The organism is Nostoc sp. TCL240-02 (genome assembly GCF_013343235.1).
In the GTDB taxonomy this organism is placed as follows: Bacteria; Cyanobacteriota; Cyanobacteriia; order Cyanobacteriales; family Nostocaceae; genus Nostoc.
Map to the genome: position 1 here is coordinate 3386737 of NZ_CP040094.1, position 18160 is coordinate 3404896.

General features: G+C 42.5%; 14 protein-coding genes. 7 read left to right on the forward strand and 7 right to left on the reverse strand.

What is annotated here, in order from left to right; genetic code table 11:
* Positions 1-14: 14 nt before the first annotated feature.
* The 4 genes from FBB35_RS14445 to tig form a co-directional block, all read right to left on the reverse strand.
* On the reverse strand, positions 15-935 hold the full coding sequence (locus tag FBB35_RS14445; RefSeq protein WP_174710193.1) for an alpha/beta fold hydrolase: 921 nt from the start codon (positions 933-935) through the stop codon (positions 15-17).
* Between the two features lie 104 nt (positions 936-1039).
* The gene (gene clpX / locus FBB35_RS14450; protein ID WP_114085547.1) at positions 1040-2380 is read right to left on the reverse strand and encodes an ATP-dependent protease ATP-binding subunit ClpX; all 1341 of its coding nucleotides are present in this window, start codon (positions 2378-2380) and stop codon (positions 1040-1042) included.
* 9 nt (positions 2381-2389) lie between these two features.
* Positions 2390-3088 carry an ATP-dependent Clp endopeptidase proteolytic subunit ClpP gene (clpP, locus tag FBB35_RS14455; protein ID WP_114085546.1) on the reverse strand — a complete coding sequence of 233 codons (699 nt, stop codon included), beginning with the start codon at positions 3086-3088 and terminating at the stop codon, positions 2390-2392.
* A gap of 392 nt (positions 3089-3480) precedes the next feature.
* Positions 3481-4917 (reverse strand): trigger factor, encoded by a 1437-nt coding sequence (gene tig, locus FBB35_RS14460; RefSeq protein ID WP_174710194.1) that lies wholly within the window; start codon positions 4915-4917, stop codon positions 3481-3483.
* 875 nt (positions 4918-5792) lie between these two features.
* Here tig and FBB35_RS14465 point away from each other — a divergent pair.
* The 4 genes from FBB35_RS14465 (at position 5793) to FBB35_RS14480 (ending at position 11016) form a co-directional block, all read left to right on the forward strand.
* A complete protein-coding gene (locus FBB35_RS14465) occupies positions 5793-6830 on the forward strand; it encodes an aspartate-semialdehyde dehydrogenase (protein ID WP_174710195.1) in 1038 nt (345 codons plus the stop codon).
* A 119-nt stretch (positions 6831-6949) separates the two neighbouring features.
* Complete coding sequence (gene dapA / locus FBB35_RS14470; protein WP_163927740.1) at positions 6950-7834, forward strand: 4-hydroxy-tetrahydrodipicolinate synthase; 885 nt, start codon at positions 6950-6952, stop codon at positions 7832-7834.
* A 276-nt stretch (positions 7835-8110) separates the two neighbouring features.
* Positions 8111-9883 (forward strand): ribonuclease J, encoded by a 1773-nt coding sequence (locus tag FBB35_RS14475; protein WP_174710196.1) that lies wholly within the window; start codon positions 8111-8113, stop codon positions 9881-9883.
* A gap of 755 nt (positions 9884-10638) precedes the next feature.
* Entirely contained in the window at positions 10639-11016 is a 378-nt protein-coding gene (locus FBB35_RS14480) for a Mo-dependent nitrogenase C-terminal domain-containing protein (protein WP_174710197.1), read from the forward strand.
* A gap of 111 nt (positions 11017-11127) precedes the next feature.
* Here FBB35_RS14480 and FBB35_RS14485 read toward each other — a convergent pair whose 3' ends face one another.
* Complete coding sequence (locus FBB35_RS14485; protein ID WP_174710198.1) at positions 11128-13023, reverse strand: caspase family protein; 1896 nt, start codon at positions 13021-13023, stop codon at positions 11128-11130.
* A gap of 200 nt (positions 13024-13223) precedes the next feature.
* On the opposite strand from FBB35_RS14485, the gene FBB35_RS14490 reads away from it, so the two are divergent.
* From FBB35_RS14490 to FBB35_RS14500, 3 genes are all read left to right on the forward strand, one after another.
* Complete coding sequence (locus FBB35_RS14490; protein WP_174710199.1) at positions 13224-13706, forward strand: hypothetical protein; 483 nt, start codon at positions 13224-13226, stop codon at positions 13704-13706.
* Positions 13707-14054: 348 nt separating this feature from the next.
* On the forward strand, positions 14055-14228 hold the full coding sequence (gene rpmF / locus FBB35_RS14495) for a 50S ribosomal protein L32 (RefSeq protein WP_012407602.1): 174 nt from the start codon (positions 14055-14057) through the stop codon (positions 14226-14228).
* Positions 14229-14506: 278 nt separating this feature from the next.
* Positions 14507-15112, forward strand: coding sequence for a sulfite oxidase-like oxidoreductase (locus tag FBB35_RS14500; RefSeq protein WP_174710200.1), 606 nt, complete (start codon positions 14507-14509; stop codon positions 15110-15112).
* 88 nt (positions 15113-15200) lie between these two features.
* On the opposite strand, the gene FBB35_RS14505 is transcribed toward FBB35_RS14500, so the two are convergent.
* Both FBB35_RS14505 and FBB35_RS14510 read right to left on the reverse strand, forming a co-directional pair.
* Positions 15201-16583 (reverse strand): aldehyde dehydrogenase, encoded by a 1383-nt coding sequence (locus FBB35_RS14505; protein WP_174710201.1) that lies wholly within the window; start codon positions 16581-16583, stop codon positions 15201-15203.
* Between the two features lie 191 nt (positions 16584-16774).
* The gene (locus FBB35_RS14510) at positions 16775-17917 is read right to left on the reverse strand and encodes a hybrid sensor histidine kinase/response regulator (RefSeq protein WP_174710202.1); all 1143 of its coding nucleotides are present in this window, start codon (positions 17915-17917) and stop codon (positions 16775-16777) included.
* Positions 17918-18160 lie beyond the last annotated feature (243 nt).

Consider the following 18160-nt stretch of genomic DNA (forward strand, 5'->3'; position numbering starts at 1 on the left):
AAAACCGCCAGCAGTTATCTAACTTGTGGCTGTGGGGTATTAATTTGCAAAAACTCTTGTACCCGTTGCATATAAGTTGGAGCATCTTCCAACATGGGGAAATGTGCTGTGTTGGGAATCATCACAAATTCCACTTTGTCATTCAGTGCAGCTGCTTTACGCCCCATCTCGGCCGGAATAATTTTGTCGTGCTCCCCGGCTACGAGCAGAGTCGGCACTGTCAGCTTGGCAAACTCAAGCGGCATCACTTCAGATTGAGCCTTACTAACAGAAGTAAAAATTGTCCCTAAAGCTGCATCGTAATCTGCTTCGAGAAAATCTTCTAAAAAAGCTTGACGCTCAGAATGTGGTATTGAACTATATAAAAATCTCGCCATAAACATCCTGTCAACAAATGGAATTTTGCTTAACCACTTGGGACGGAATTTCACCACATAGCCACCGAATTTATGAAAGGCACTAAAAGATTTTTCGTCGTACTCAAAAATGCCGCTACAGGTTAGAATTCCTTGTTCCACTCGTTGAGGATAACGGTTAAAAAATAAAGCAGCAACAGAAGCGCCCATCGAGTGAGCATTGATATAGACACGCTGAAGATGCAGACCATCTAACAAGGCTGCCAAATCATCAGCGTATTCTTCTAATTCATAAGTTAACTCTCTGATTGCCTCTGATTCTTCCTGCGGGGACTCAGAGTCAGCAACAGCTTCACTGGCTTGGGCTATGGTTGGTTTCCCACGAGAACGGCCAAATCCACGCAAATCGTAGAGTAAACAATCAAATTGCTCTGATAAAGCATTAGCGGTGTTTTGCCAATACCTAGCCGAACCAGCCCAACCGTGCATAAAAACCATCACTGGTTTTACCAAAGAACCAGATGGTTTTTTCACCCATTCGTAGTAATGGTCAACGCCACGAACTTTAATATAAGGCATTAGTCACTTGTCCTTTGTCAGTTGTCATTAGTCATTTGTCCTTGGTACATAGTTATTATTCCTTAGTTTTTGCCCAATGACTAATGACCAATGACTAATGACTATTAGGCTGACTCTGGTTTCGGTAGTGAAGATGGATGGATTATCAGTTCGGCAGTCGATCGCTTCTCGACCATCTCCCGTGTTACTGTACAGCGTGTCACATCCTTACGGGACGGTAACTCATACATTACATCCAGCATAAGTTCTTCTACAATGCCCCGTAGCGCCCTTGCACCAGTTTTACGGCGGTAGGCTTCTTGAGCGATGGCTCTTAAAGCATCTGGTTTAAAATCTAGCTGGACATTATCCATCTTCAGCAGTTTTTGGTACTGCTTCACTAAGGCGCTACGTGGCTGTGTGAGAATCGCCATTAGCGCTTCTTCATCTAGCGGATCTACTACTGCTACCATTGGCACACGCCCAATAAATTCGGGAATCATACCAAATTTTACTAAATCATCTGGTGCTAAATGGCGGAGAGTATCTGCTGCCCGCTTTTCTTTTGTTTGTCCTTCTCCAGGTTGCACAAAGCCTATTGCTTTTTTGCCAACTCTCTGATCCACAACCTTTTCTAAGCCTACGAAAGCACCACCACAGACGAACAAAATATTACTTGTATCAATTTGGATACAGTCTTGATAAGGATGCTTGCGCCCTCCTTGGGGTGGTACATTGGCGATCGTTCCCTCTAACATTTTTAGCAAGGCTTGCTGCACGCCTTCGCCAGAAACATCACGGGTAATTGACGGGTTCTCACTCTTGCGAGCAATTTTGTCAATTTCATCAATGTAGATAATTCCTCGTTGCGCTTCCTCTATATCCAAATCTGCCACTTGCAACAGTCGCAGCAAGATATTTTCTACATCTTCTCCCACATAACCTGCTTCCGTAAGCGTCGTAGCATCAGCGACGGCAAAAGGTACATCCAGGATTTTCGCTAAGGTTTGCGCTAAGAGAGTTTTGCCGCAACCAGTTGGGCCGATTAACAAAATGTTGGACTTTTGAAGTTCTACAGCATCATCCGCCCCACCTTTGCCACTGGCTTTAGACTGAATGACTGCCAACCGCTTGTAGTGATTGTAAACGGCTACTGACAGGACTTTCTTGGCTTCGTCTTGACCAATAACGTGTTCGTCTAGATACTTTTTAATCTCTCTGGGCTTGGGTATTTGATTAAACGAAATACTAGAAGATTGAGTACGCCGTTTTTGAGGTGGTTCTGCTCTTGGTGCCGGTTGTGCTGCCGCACCATTGGTATCGAGTAACTCTTCGTCTAGTATTTCATTACACAAGTCAACGCACTCATCGCAGATGTAGACTCCCGGCCCTGCGATTAATTTACGCACCTGCTCCTGAGACTTGCCGCAAAACGAACATTTTAAATGGGAGTCGTACTTAGACATACCAGCCTCTTATTTCAGAATGGTGACGTTTTCCCCTGCTGTGGGAAGATTTTGCCTGGAAATGACCTGATCAATCAAACCGTAGTTTTTCGCCTCTTCTGCCGACATGAAAAAGTCGCGCTCAGTATCTGCTTCAATTCTTTCTAAGGGTTGACCAGTATGATGAGCCATTAACTGATTCAACTTAGCCTTAACGTAAAGAATTTCTCTGGCTTGAATTTCAATGTCAATAGCTTGACCTTGAGCGCCACCAAGTGGTTGGTGAATCATAATCCGGGAGTCAGGTAGAGACATTCGCTTACCGGCAGCCCCTGCTGTTAACAAAAATGCCCCCATACTCGCGGCTAATCCAAAACAGATGGTAACAACATCAGGGCGAATTTGCTGTATTGTATCATAGATTGCCATCCCTGCGTAGACTGAGCCACCAGGAGAATTGACATACATTTGAATGTCTTTCTCTGAGTCTTCGGAATCTAAGAATAACAATTGAGCCACAATTGAGTTGGCTACGGCATCGTCTATTGGCGTTCCCAAAAAGATAATCCGCTCTCGCAGCAGGCGGGAGTAGATGTCGAAAGCCCTTTCTCCCATGCCAGACTGTTCTACCACCATCGGTACGATGTTGCTAGGGCTGTTCAACTGGGAGTTAATGTTTATTCGACTTTGGTTGCTGATGGGGTAGTTTCCCGACTGCGATACAAACATACAGGCTTTCTGTGACGATAATTTAGGACAAATGTTTCAGCAGCAAATGCTGCCTTTTCGACGAATGGAATTTTTATAGCTACGTGTTAACCATTATGCCTCATATAACTTCCTCTCGTGTAACACAGTATCAAGCTCAGTCCATAACATGTGTCACAATTTGCCGAAAATTCATTAATTCTTTAAATTATTTTGACTTTATCCCCGTGGGAATTGTGAATTGTGAACTTGTACTGAGCGAAGTCGAAGTATTGGGAATTGGGAATTGGTCATGGGGTAATAATCAATAGTTCTTCTTCCCCTGCTCCCCCGCTTCCTGATCTCCTTTAACTTACCCATTTCACCAGTACTTTAACTCAGGACTGGTGAACTTATGGCTTTGGGATTTTTTATTATCCTTCTGTGACTTCTGTTGTAGAAGGTTCGCTGTTTTCTTCCTCTGTCTGAGATACATCAGCATCTGATTCTGCAGCTTCTGTTTCCTCAGAGGCACTCAACGAGCCTTCGGGTACAAGTTCAACTGAGGAATGTTCTAAGAGCCAATTGATGGTTTTTTCGGTTAATAGTTCGTTTTCCACGATTGAGCGCAGTCTATCTTCATCAACCTCTTTTTCCTCTGGGTACTCCTCCAAAAGTTCTTTGACTCTGGCTGCGATTTCTTCTGGTGTTACCTCAATAGATTCGCGTTTACCGACTTCCCGCAAGGACAAAGAACGTTTGATCCGTTCGATGGCCTCAGTACGCGATCGCTCCCGCAATTGAGGAATAATATCTTGAGTAAACAATTTCCTCACATCTAATCCCTGCTGAGACAGGCGCATTGCTGTTTGCGTTAGCATTGCATCCACTTCTTGCTCAACCAAGGTTAGTGGTAAGTCAACTTCTACGTGCTTAAGCAGTTCCGTTAACAAGGCTTCCTGCTTATTTGTTTTTGTTTTGTCATCCGCCTCTTTTTGATATCGCTCTACCAAAGAAGCGCGTAACTCTTCTAAAGTTTCAAAATCGCTGATTTCTTGTGCGAAATCGTCATTTATTTCTGGTAGTTCTTTTTCCTTCAGTTCTTTGAGCGTCACTGTGAAAGTTGCTGCTTTTCCAGCTAAATCCTCATTGGCATACGGATCTGGGAACTGAGCCGCAATTTCTCTAGTTTCTTCAGGATTCATCCCTACTATTCCCGATATAAAGCCTGGAATAAACTTATCTTCCTGCAACTCAACTTGAAAATCAGTCGCTTCGGCTCCAGGAATCGGTTCTAGTTCAGCCGTTTCGTCTTCACCCTCCGCTCTGGCGAATGAACCTTTAAAATCGACTACGGCAACATCGCCGATTTGGGCTGCACGTCCCTCCACAGGAATCAATGTCGCCAATTCTTGACGTTCCTTGTCGAGGGTGCTGTCCACTCGTTCTGGATCGTACTTGACTTCTTCAGCTTGGAAAAGCAAATCAGTGTACTGCACTAGATTTACTTCTGGTTCTACATCGACAGCGGCCGAAATCGTCAGAGGTTTTCCAGGTTCATAATTATTAATCAAATCCTCAAAGGAGGAGCGCAATTGTGGCTGACCGATTGCCGGGATAGCTTCTTGTTTAACCGCTTGCTCAATGCCGTCTTGAATTAGTTCTTCCAGCGCTGCTGCCTTGATACGAGTTGTACCCAGCCTTTGTAGTAATATCGGCCGAGGTACCTTGCCTCTACGAAACCCAGGAATATTGGCAGTACTCGCTAAGTTTTTAATGACCTGTTCGTAAGTTTGCTTGGTAATTTCCGGCGTAATCTCTATTTCCAGACCAATTTGGCTGGCGGGAAGTTTTTCCTGGGTAACTTTCATGCTTCGTCTCTAGTTTTCTGGTATTTTAATCTCCGAGTACACACAAGACGCAATAATTTTTCGCGTTTATAGCTTGATGTCTCTTAGGGAGGAGAGGGAGTTTGTCACAAGGCTTTATGACATCCAAGGATGGATTGTGTGTCCTGGCACAGAGATCCAGTTTACTGCCAATGGCTAAGGACTTGACAATTTACCGTCATAACAATTATTGACACTCCCAGGTCTAAGAACGTCTGGGGTTTCTTGCCTAATATTTGTAACAAGTGCTGAATCATTGCAGATTGGGAAGATTTTTATCCCTATTCCCTAGTCCGCAATTTTCAGTTAGTCTGAATTTAGCACTGGAAAGTCAAGAATTCATTATTCGGTGGGCTAAGACCGTGATATTCTGATTTTCAGCCAGTAGTTTTTTACTTCAAAGTTATAGCATTGAGTCTAGCTATATTGTGGTACAGGAGCAAATATGCTACCTTGCCACATAGCTCGATTTTATAGGTTGCCAATTTTATACAATTTGCATCATAGTACATTCATCATGCTGGCAACTCAACTTTACAGCCAAGACGTTTATTCACCTTACAGGTCAAATGTCTAAGTGCAGATATATGTATTTTTCTGCTAGATGGCGTTTTGTTGTACAATATTATAATATAGTCTAGATAAATGAATAAAGTTGAATGGCGGTTGTTGTAAAGTGCAACATCACTTAACTTATTAAATAACCAACTAAATAAATTTATTAAAGATAGATTAAATTAGATAAAATATAAATTTATTCAAAATTTATTTCAAGACTGTGATTGCTATTTAAATATAAACAAATTGTCAATTGTTCCAAAGAATTGCAGATAAGTCTATTAAAGGAGGAAGCAAGTTTGTCGAAATCCTATCGTTTAGCTATTTTGGGAGCCACTGGTGCAGTTGGCACAGAGTTGCTGGAATTATTAGAAAGCCGTAATTTTCCGATTGCTGACTTGAAGTTATTGGCATCAGAGCGCAGTGCTGGGCGATCGCTACGGTTTAAAGGGGAAAATATCCCAGTAGAGCCAGTGAGCGATCGCGCCTTTGAAAATGTCGATATAGTACTAGCTAGTGCGGGTGGTTCCACATCTAAGGCTTGGGCAGCAGTTGCCGTGGCAAAGGGTGCAGTGGTAATTGACAACTCCAGTGCCTTTCGGATGAACCCAGAAGTTCCCTTAATAGTGCCAGAAGTGAATCCACAAGCCGCAGCTAATCACCAGGGCATTATTGCTAACCCTAACTGCACAACGATTTTGATGACTGTGGCAATATGGCCATTGCACAAAGTTAAACCAGTGCAACGTATCGTGGCTTCAACCTACCAATCTGCTAGTGGGGCAGGGGCTAGGGCAATGGCAGAAGTCAAAGCCCAAACAAGCGCTATACTACAAGGACAGCCGCCAGTTGCTGAGGTATTGCCTTACCCATTGGCATTTAATTTATTTCCCCACAACTCACCATTAAATGATTTGGGTTATTGTGAGGAAGAGATGAAAATGGTCAACGAAACCCGAAAAATATTTGGCACGCAGCAAATCAGAATCACTGCGACCTGTATACGGGTTCCCGTACTCCGCGCCCATTCAGAAGCCATTAATTTAGAATTTGAGACTCCCTTTAGTGCCGAGGAAGCCAGAGAAATTTTAAATTCCTCCCCTGGAGTGAAATTGGTAGAAGATTGGGAAACTAATCATTTTCCGATGCCAATTGAAGCAACAGGTAGAGATGAAGTTTTAGTGGGAAGAATCCGTCAGGACATTTCTCATCCTTGTGGCTTGGAATTATGGTTGTGCGGCGACCAAATCCGCAAAGGCGCAGCATTGAATGCAATACAAATCGCCGAGTTACTGGTAGAAAAAAATCTACTCAAACCATTAGCTATTAGTTATTAGTCATTGGTCATTGGTAAGTGACAAATGACAAATGACACTTGAAAGCAATTTGCAGATAGGTTATTACAATAGGAAACCACCAAGATACAAAAACATGGGCAATCAGGAGTGAAAACAGGGTGGGAGATTTTGGTAATGTTTTAACCGCTATGATTACACCGTTTAAAGCAGACGGTAGTGTAGATTATGGTGTAGCGGCAGAACTGGCAGTGCATCTAGCTAACAACGGTACAGATACATTGGTGATGTGCGGGACAACAGGAGAATCCCCTACTTTGAGTTGGGATGAGGAATACCAGTTGTTTGTCGAGGTATTACAGTCCGTGGCCGGAAAAGCCAAGGTGATCGCAGGTTGTGGTTCAAATTCCACCAAAGAAGCGATCGCTGCCACCCAAAAAGCGTCTAAGATAGGAGTACATGGTTCGTTACAAGTTGTTCCTTATTACAATAAACCGCCGCAAGCGGGATTGGAAGCGCACTTTCAGGCAATAGCACAAGCCTGTCCCGACTTACCATTGTTGTTATACAATGTCCCAGGTCGTACCGGACAAAACCTTCAGCCAGAAACAGTTGCCCGGTTAGCTGAGGTTAGCAATATTGTCGGGATTAAAGAATCGACTGGTAGCATAGACCAGGCAAGCGAAATCCGTCGCTTGACACCAAAAGAATTCCACATCTATTCTGGTGATGATTACATGACTTTGCCCTTGTTAGCGATCGGGGCAAAGGGTGTGGTAAGTGTGGCTTCTCATCTGGTAGGAAACCAACTACAGCAGATGATCCAAGCTTTTAGTGCGGGAAAAATTGAGGTAGCAAGCGACATTCATCTCCAACTCTTCCCGTTGTTTAAAGCTTTATTTCTCACTTCAAATCCCATTCCAGTGAAAAAAGCGCTGAAACTCCAAGGTTGGGAGGTTGGTTCAACTCGTCCACCGCTATGTGAAGCTGATTTAGAAGTAAGTCAAAAGTTAGAAGCGGTTCTAAAAGAACTTAGTTTAATCTAGCCACCATCTAGTTAAACTTTGGTAGTCTGCTGCTTTCTAAAGATAGATATAAACAATGAGCATAATTGTTCATAAGTTGGAATTTAAAAACATGTGCTAGGACTGATAGATATACTATGAATCCTCAAGTGTATAGTCGATTTTATTGAATAAAAAATTGAAAATTTCAATTAAAACTTGATTTCAGACTGACTTAAGAGACAGATGATGTTGTCTTAAATACAAAGAAAGTTAACTATCAACTTAATTAACTACAAGTAACAATCTAAGGAGAAAATGGCTAAAAACGAAGCTAATAATTCCGCCTTGAAAATTATTCCTTTGGGCGGTTTGCACGAAATTGGGAAAAATACCTGTCTTTTTGAGTATGACGATGAAATCATCCTGTTAGATGCAGGATTGGCTTTCCCCACAGAGGCAATGCATGGAGTAAATATTGTTTTGCCAGATACGACCTATCTACGGGAAAATCGCCACAAAATTAAGGGGATGATCGTTACTCACGGTCATGAAGACCATATCGGTGGGATTGCTTTCCATCTCAAGCAGTTTGATATCCCCGTGATTTATGGGCCTAGGCTAGCAATGGCGATGCTAGAGGGTAAATTGGAAGAAGCAGGAGTCCGCGATCGCACCGAAATCAGAACAGTTTTACCACGTGATGTAGTGCGGATTGGCAAAAACTTTTTAGTGGAATATATCCGTAACACCCACTCCATTGCTGATAGTTTCACTGTTGCCATTCATACTCCCCTTGGTGTAGTCATTCACACAGGGGATTTCAAAATTGACCATACCCCAGTAGATGGTGAAAAGTTTGATTTGCAACGATTAGCAGAACATGGTGAAAAAGGCGTTCTTTGCCTGCTAAGTGATTCCACTAACGCTGAGATACCAGGATTTACACCTTCAGAACGTTCGGTTTATCCAAACCTGGAGAGAGTATTTAGTCAAGCGACTGGGCGATTATTTGTCACAACCTTTGCTTCTAGCGTGCATCGCATCAATATGATTTTGGATATCGCCAAGAAGCAAAATCGCGTAGTGACGATTGTGGGGCGTTCCATGCTGAACTTGATTGCTCATGCCCGTAATCTAGGTTACATCAAGTGTGAAGATAATCTGCTGCAACCATTACACGCAGTCCGAAATCTGCCTGATGAAAGAGTACTAATTTTAACTACAGGTTCTCAGGGTGAGTCGATGGCAGCAATGACTCGCATTGCTAATAAAGAACATCCTCATATTAAAATCCGCCAAGGAGATACAGTAGTATTCTCTGCTAACCCCATTCCCGGAAATACGATCGCTGTAGTCAACACCATTGATAAATTAATGATTCAGGGTGCAAAAGTGGTCTATGGACGGGATAAAGGGATTCACGTCTCCGGTCACGGCTGTCAGGAAGAGCAAAAGCTGATGATTGCCTTAACTCGACCCAGGTTCTTTGTCCCATTTCACGGCGAACATCGGATGCTAGTGAAGCACGCAGAAACTGCTCAGAGTATGGGCATTCCCGCAGAAAACATGATCATTATTCAGAATGGTGATATTGTCGAACTGACAGAAGATGCTATTCGCGTCGCTGGGAAAGTGCCATCTGGTATCGAATTGGTGGATACTACTAGTTCAGGTATGGTAAGTGCGAAAGTGCTGCAAGAACGCCAACGCATGGCTTCAGAAGGCATTATCACGATCGCAGCTGCCATTGATTGGAATGGTAAACTGTTGGCGAAACCAGAAACTCACCTGCGGGGTGTAGTTACAACTGTAGAGCGAGCGCTCCTACAAACTTGGGTAAAACAACGCATTGAAGAAATCCTCACTGTGCGCTGGACAGAATTTGCTCCTGAGCAAGGTGAAGCAGCAGATATAGACTGGGGTGGATTGCAAGGTACTTTAGAACGAGAATTGCAACGTTCAATCCGTCGGGAATTGCAATGTCAACCATCTGTGACTTTGTTGATGCAAATCCCTGATGAGCCACCTGTAAAAGTTGCTGATGGGAGAAGAAGGCGGACTCGGACTGCTGCTCAGGTAGCATCATAGAGGATTTAAGGTAAAAATATCATACAGAGAGAAATTTGAGCAGTGGCTTTCACCGCTCAAACTTCGATGGGCGCAAAGACACAGAATTTTTCTCAACGTCTTTGCGCTTTCTTTTCTCAAGGGTATAGAGCTTGCCTATAGTTCTTCGATCTAACTTGTTAGGTTGCTGTCACTGAAGGCGTGTGTACAGCATACTGCCAGGATGGATTGCGCTGTAGAGTACAAAAACACCCATAAGCAAGTTCATCTGATTTTAATGCGTCAGACTATATCATTCTCAAATTGCCACTGCCAACGTAAGTTTTGTGAAATGCAATCGATTCTACTCGCTCAAAAATCACTACTTCTGCGGCATTCAGCCAGCGATGAACAGGATGCACTTACGTGAGAAAGTGGGAACACGGACAGTAAAAATGCCTTCTAGGGTATTACTGATGTTTATACTTAGCAAAAATTCTTTTAGAAAGACCTTATATTAAGTTCTGTAAATGTTACACTAAAACCTATCCAACGATGGATGTCTTTATTAGAATTTAAACTGTGTCAAGTTATGAACAAGATCGTAATATTACACTACCGATCACCAGAAATTTGCGATTAACTTGACGTAGTAATAAATGAGGTTCTGACTTAAGTGGCTAATCAGGTATTATATTATATCGCAGTCAGAACGCGATTTTTCCGGGAAAGTTCGTTGCCACGTTGTATATATTCATCAAAAAGGTGAATAGCCTCAATAATACAGAGGGTTAACCATGAAGGTATTCGACAATACCACGAAAAAGATTTTTCTGGCGAGCTGGGTATCAATCAATCAAGCAGAAACTACTGACCATAAAGCAACCCAGCTAAACCATTCTCCTTCCAAGCCTTACTGGGATATTCTCCAACCCCTACGGCAACGAGTAGAAAACATTCAAGTCCGCGATCGCCAATTGGCTCACCGTTTGTGCAAACTGATCCCATCTCAATGTCCCTTTGAGCGCGATGTCAAAGTATTTGGGAAAACTTTGTTTCACATTCCACCCATGTGCAAGCTCAACCCCTTATATGAAGAAGTGGTTGGTTTGCGTTTCCGAGCGTTGTGCTATCTAGCCGACGAGTGTGGCGAAGATGTATCGCAGTACTGCTAATACTGAGATATAAGGGCTGAGTGAAAAGTTAGGAGTAAGGAGTAATAGGTCGGGGATCAATAATATAACTCCTAATTCCTGACTCCTAACTATTCTTTTATTATTTTTTTACTATTTCTTTTGCCATTTTTGAATGGCATCTTGAGCATCTTCGTAAGCGCCTGTCTCCTCTGGCACTAACGCAGCAGTTGCAATTGCGGCACTCCGATCTCCTTCGGCGGCCCGACGCTTGGCCATGTCTAAAATTTTCTCACTCCATTTATTGATCGACTTTTGGGCACTATCAAAGCCTGGTTGACCTGCTGGTACTTTCTTGGCAACTTCGATCGCCCGATTGTAGGTAGATGCCTGTCCAGATTTAATTAAGGCATTAGCTGCATCTAAAAGAGTTTTGTTACTCACATACTGCTTGCCCTCTAGCCGCCACAGGTTAATTGCTGCTTGTGCTTTGGCGTAGGGGGCTTCATCTTTGGTAATTAATCGAGCGGCGGCAATAGCACTAGCATACTGTCTTTGTTTAGCACGACCCTCTGCTAAATCTAAAATCATTCGGCTCCAAATCTTAATATTTTCCTGAGCTTGTTCGTACAGTGGTTCACCAGGTTTAATTTTCCGAGCTGTAGTGATCGCCATACTCAAATCGCTAGCCTGAGTTTGTCTGAGCGACATTTTCGCCAAGTCTAATACTGCTTGATTCCGCTTTTTCGACTCGGAACTAGAGTTGATTTGGGCGCTAGATTGGTTGTTGACTCTAACTACTGAAGTGCGTAGCCCGTCGGAGACATCGCTTGGTAAATTCTCAATCACCTGGCGATCGCTAGCAGTAGCATTAGGCGATGCAGTTGATATTTGCTTAATTCTAAAAGTTTCTTGATTGCGAAGAAAAACTACAGCAATTAAACCTGCTATTAGCAAGCTGCCTCCGCCCCACAAGATAAACTGTTTCCAAAAAGGGAGACTTGGCTGATTTGATGGCAATCGAGAGACGTAACCTTTGGAGGAATTGGGGATAAATCTTCCCTTGGGATTCGCTCCTAAAGAAGTTTCCGCCATTGGCTGGGAAACTAAGCTAGTAGCTGACTCCTGGACTGGTTGACCTTTAGGCTTCTCAACCTTATAAGCCTTCACCTGCTGGGAGGAGTTCACAGTAGCTTCTCCCCATCTGCCCCGTTCTGCTGAAGTTCTGGGGTAATCGTCAAGGGGAGGGGCTGCAAGAGCAACAGCAAAGGATTCTTCGGGATAAATCACCGGATTTGCTTCAAAGTTACTTTCCATTGCCAATTCTGGCAAGATTATCTGCGCCCTTGATGGGATGATAGTTGCAGGGTTTTGGACAGGCCGCCAGTGGTGGTGACATAATTTTGGCATGAGCAGACTTAGGTAACTTTCTAAATCTGACAGGTTACTGCCATTACCAGAACGCAAAGCTTCTAATAAAGCTGCTGTAAAGAATCCGTGACCTAATTCGCTACTTTCGTGGGAAAATTGTTCTGGTTGACAAGAAAGAATTGTCGCTAGTTGTAGTTCTTGGGCTAGTTCTATTGTTTCTTCACCAACGGGAGCATCAGCTTGAGTGCCAAAAGCGCGGTTGATATCGAGTAGTAGCAATACATTCAAGTCAGCAAGTTGGAGACTTTGCATTAGCGATCGCAATTCTATGCCAGTCTCTTGCACGAGTTCGGGGTTGCCCTCTGCGGGCATTAAGTAATCTTTGCCCTTGTAATTGACTCCATAACCGCTAAAGAACAACCACAGATAGTCTTCCGGTTGCCAACTTGTGGCTACCAAATCCTCAAGCAGCAACAGAATATTCTCTTTAGTTGGATAAGTTGATCGATCTCCAATTGGCGGCGAAGTATCCGTCATTAGCAGGCAATGTTTGGGGAGAAAGCCTGCCTCTGTCACTAAAAAATCCTCTAGTGCCTCAGCATCAGCTTGGGCACAACTTAAAGGTTGAAATAACTGATAGTGATTGATGCCAATCGCGATCGCCCAGTAATTTGCCATCCCGCTCTTTGTCAGTTATTGTTTGCTGGTCTTAAAATTGCGGTTGGCTTTGCCAAAAAAACAAAGCTAACCTATGTCTTATAGTCTAGGTGATTCTCATCGAATCTTAAGTTAGAATGTAATTTTTATTACGTTGGATAGTCGGAAAATACTTTTTACCTAATTTCAATAACAGATCATCACTAAGGAGATAGAAGGTCATGAGCAAGATTGCTGCTCACCTACCATCATCGATCACTCCCTTTTCAGTTATTAGCCAAATTGCCAGAAGAATCCGGATAGTTCCTTTATTAATTTTGCTCATATCCACTGTTCCTGCGTGGTTTTTGACGGAAGCGATCGCGCCCCAGGTTGTGCAAGCTTACACCGCTAGAGTCGATCTAGCTATTGACCGCCTGCCAGAAGAAAACTATGAAACCGTTCTACGGAGGGCGGAAGCGGCCGCTAGAGCCGCCGCCCAAAGGAGCTTCGACCAAGATATATTGGTGACAGATGTTTCAATCATTGTATCCGTACAAAATTTTGGAGCGATCGCACCAGTTCTGGCATTAGATGTGAGTCGTCCCCAATGGCGATCGCGTCCCGATGCTCAAAACTGGGCTACTTACTTCAAAACTGCGCGATCGCTACTTTTCTTTGACAATAGCTCTACAGCAGCTAACGGTGTATCAAGCAAAAAATGAAGGATTGAAGAAGAGGCAAGGGAGCAGGGGGGACAGTTCAGATGGAGATTCAACCCCAACTGTTGCGCCACCTTCCCGTAGGGTTTGAGTCCCCACTTCTTATAAGTTGGGACTCAGACCCATGTTCCGCTCCGCTTCACGGTAGGAATGAAGGGGTCATCTCCCTCCTTCCCCCTGCCTCTTCGTTAAGCTAGACACGGAGACGTAAAGAGTGGAATACTTAAATAATTCCCTCTATTTCCGTGTCATACTTTAATCTCAACCGATCAATTCACCTTACCTGTTGTTCTCTGCGTCAGCGGATGGCCTAGAATAAGAAGGTTGTCAAGAATCGCGATATCTGCTGACATGGCTGTTCCTAAGAAGAAAACTTCCAAATCAAAACGAGATAAACGTCGAGCTACCTGGAGGCACAAAGCCGTCGTCGAAGCTCAGAAAGCCCTCTCTCTGGGTAAGTCAATTTTGACTGGACGTTCTACATTTGTGTATCCAACGGCTGAAGAAGAGGAAGAAGAATCATAATTTCCCAGTCAGGCAAAGCATAAACAGCACCAATCTTCTTACTACTGGACCAACGCTTTTTATTAGCTTTCCTGATTGCATTTTGAATCATAGATACTCTATACAAGCTCATTAGCTCGATAAAAATTGGTAGTGAGTAATTGGGAACATCCATTACCCATTACCTATCATTGATGAGTGATAATCAAGTAATCATATAAAAGTAAAACATCTGGTAGTGTTGGCAATTTAGCAAGAAAGCTTGTAAACACTTTGAGAAAACTTATTTTTCTCCAACTATGCTAGGAAAATTTTTTCACAAACCAGGGAAAGAAGAGGGGGAACGTGTTCCTCCTGGTCAACACTTAGCTAAAGGTTTCCCCGTACTAACTTACGGCGCAACTCCCCAAGTCAGTATTGAGGAATGGGAGTTTCGAGTTTGGGGTTTGGCAAAACCTGCTACCTTTAGTTGGTCAGACTTTATGGCGCTACCTCAACACGAATTCACGGCAGACTTCCACTGTGTAACGCGCTGGTCTAAGCTTGATGTCAAATGGACTGGCATCAAAGTTACAGATTTCATGGATCTGATTGAGCTAGATCCGAAAGTAGCCTACATTATGGAACACTGCTACGGCGGCTACACTACAAATATTTCTGTAGAAGATTTTATCCGGGAAGAAAACTTCTTTGCCTTTAAAGTTTTTGGTGAAGACCTTTCATCTGAACACGGTGGCCCCATGCGGCTAGTTGTTCCCCACCTCTACGCTTGGAAAAGTGCTAAGTGGATTAATGGTTTAGAGTTTTTAGCTGGTGAAGAACTTGGTTTTTGGGAGCGCAATGGCTACCATCGCCGTGGTGAACCTTGGGCTGAGGAGCGTTACAGCAACGCTTTTGGATTTTAGATTTTAAATTTCTTCTTTAATCCAAAATTCAAAATCTAAAATTGGCATAATTAGGAGTTGTGGATTTTTATCCTTAACTCCTAATTTTTTAACCCAAAAGTTTCTTTATGAGTGGCAATTTGCCCTCATAAGGAGCGTATCGCCATTTTAAATCGAGCCAGAAAGAGTTTTGCAATACACTTTTGTTATGGGAAAAAGTGTCAAAACTAGCTTTGCCGTGGTAGTTGCCAATGCCGCTATCGCCTACCCCACCAAATGGTAAAGACGAGACACCAACCTGCATCACTGTGTCATTGATGCAGACTCCACCAGATGAAGTTTCCTGCAAAACTCGCTTTTGCAGGTTTTTGTTTTGAGAAAATAAGTATAACGCCAGAGGTTTAGGTCTAGAGTTAATCAACGCGATCGCTTCGGCAACGTCAGTATATTCAATAATTGGTAAAATTGGCCCAAAAATCTCTTCCTGCATTACAGAATCTTCCAAAGAGACATTATCAATCACTGTGGGAGCAATATAACGCTCTGAAGGTTGATTTTCTCCACCTATGATAACTTCACCATCTTTGAGAAAACGAACCAATCTATCAAAGTGTTTTTGACTGATAATTCTGGCATAATCAGGACTACTTATAGGATTATCACCATAAAACTCTTTTAGGCATTTTTTCAGCCCATCTACTAAATCTTTTTTGATTTTTTTATTAACTAGAAGATAGTCAGGGGCGATACAAGTTTGTCCAGCATTAATAAATTTGCCCCAAGTGATTCGTCTGACAGTGTGTTCAAGATTAATATCAGTATCTACTATACAAGGACTTTTACCACCCAATTCTAAAGTCACTGGTGTGAGATATTTGGCTGCTGCTGCCATGATAATTTTGCCGATAGCTGTGCCACCCGTGAAAAAGATATGATCGAACTTTTCTGCAAGTAGTTTTTGACTTGCTTCCACATCTCCTTCTACGACTGCAATATAAGCTGGGTCGAAATGTTTGGCAATAATCTTAGCAATGACACCAGAGGTATGAGAAGCAATTTCTGAAGGCTTGATAATTGCACAATTCCCGGCTGTGATCGCACCGACTAACGGTGAGATATTTAACTGAAATGGATAGTTCCAAGGGCCAATGATTAAAACAACCCCTAAAGGTTCTGGATAAATTTTCGCTGAGTAGGAAAAAAAATCAAGGGAAACAGCTGCTTTTTTCGGCTTACTCCAGGCATTGATATGTTTTATAGCATAATCAATTTCCTTAATTACGCCTATTTCTGTAACGTAAATCTCCAATTCTGGTTTATGTAAATCCGCTTTTAATGCCTCGACTATTGTTTGTTCATGCTCAATTATGGCTTGCTTGAGATTTTTAAGTTGTTCAATGCGAAAAGCAACATCTTTAGTTTTACCAGTTTCAAAAAACTCTCGCTGATTCTGGATAATATCGCCAATCTTAGATAATTCAGTGGTAATCATTTTTTGGTATCCTCAAAAACTATTTTTTTAATGTGGCGTTGCTATCTCAGCATATTTAATTCGTCATTTTTTAGCGTTTGACTTTCTAATTAGAATATTTGCTTGAAATTCTTGGGAGATATTAGTAAAGTTATAATTTATGAAATATTAGGATAAAATGCCCCGTAATTCATAAATTATAATTGCTAATTTTATGATGTTGTGGCGGGTAAAAGGACAATAAATACACTACCTTTCCCCAATTCAGAATTCAGCAAAATAATGCCTTGATGTGCATCAACAATTCGACGAGCAAGGTAGAGTCCCAAGCCACTACCAGAACTCTTGTGACTACCTTGACGAAATCGTTCAAATATGGTGGACTGTTCTTCGGTGGGAATCCCTGGGCCAGTATCCGCGATCGCAACGCTAATATATGCAACTGGATTGGATTTTCCAGATAACTGAGATTGACTACTTTTGTCTAACTGTCGTTGAGAAGTAAAACGAATAGTCACAGACCCGGAGTCGGTAAATTTGATTGCATTGCCGATAAGGTTTGTAAATAGACGATGTAATTCTAAGCGATCACCCATGACTGTGTTTGACTCTTCAATGAAATCCAAATTTAGCGACAGTGTTTTATCTTGAGCTAGAGGTGCTAATTCTCCAGTCACTTCCTCTAGCAAACGTCCTAGATTAACTGGTTGAAATGCCAAACTTTTGCGACCTGCTTCAAAGCGATAAACTTCCAATAAGGTATTGACCATAGTAAGCAGGTTGATATTACTACGGGCCATAATGGTGATTACTTCCTGCATTTGTGGTGATAATGTTCCCAATGCACCTTGTTGAAATAGCATCAACATGCGATCGGCCGCCACTAAGGGAGTGCGTAAATCGTGGGTGAGACGAGAGACAAAATCTTCTCGCTGGCGGGCAATTTCATCACGTTCATCCATACTATGCTTCAAACGTAGGAGCGATCGCACTCGTGCCAGCAATTCATCTACTGTTACAGGTTTGCGGATAAAATCATCAGCACCCAAATCTAATCCATGAGCAACGTTGGGCGCATCGTGGGCAGTAATCAGCAGGATAGGGATATATTGTGGCAATTTCATCTCTCCACGAATGTGCTTAGTAACTTCGTACCCATCCATATCTGGCATCATCAGATCCAGCAGAACCAAGTCACAAGGAGAAGCTTTCAATTCTGCTAAAGCCGAAATACCATTTTCTGCTGTGCTAATCGTGTAACCTTCTTCCTCCAAAATAGTTTTGATCAAAAACACGTTATCAGGAGAGTCATCAACTACCAGAATTTTGCCAGAACGAGAAGATTGTGAAGTCATATAGATGTAAGGTACGGGATAAAAGTAAATTTTTAGGGAAACTGGTTTATTGGTATAGTTTTTGAGATAGTTCTCTTAAGTAAACTTCCTCCAAATAAAAATTGTTTACCAAAAAATTTATATAAATGTATTTTAAAAACTACTTTACTGACCTTTTTAGCAGATAGCTACAAGCTAATTGAATTATGGCTCGTCAAATTTTAGAACTGAATACAGATAATGGCGGCAAAATTTTAGTTACTA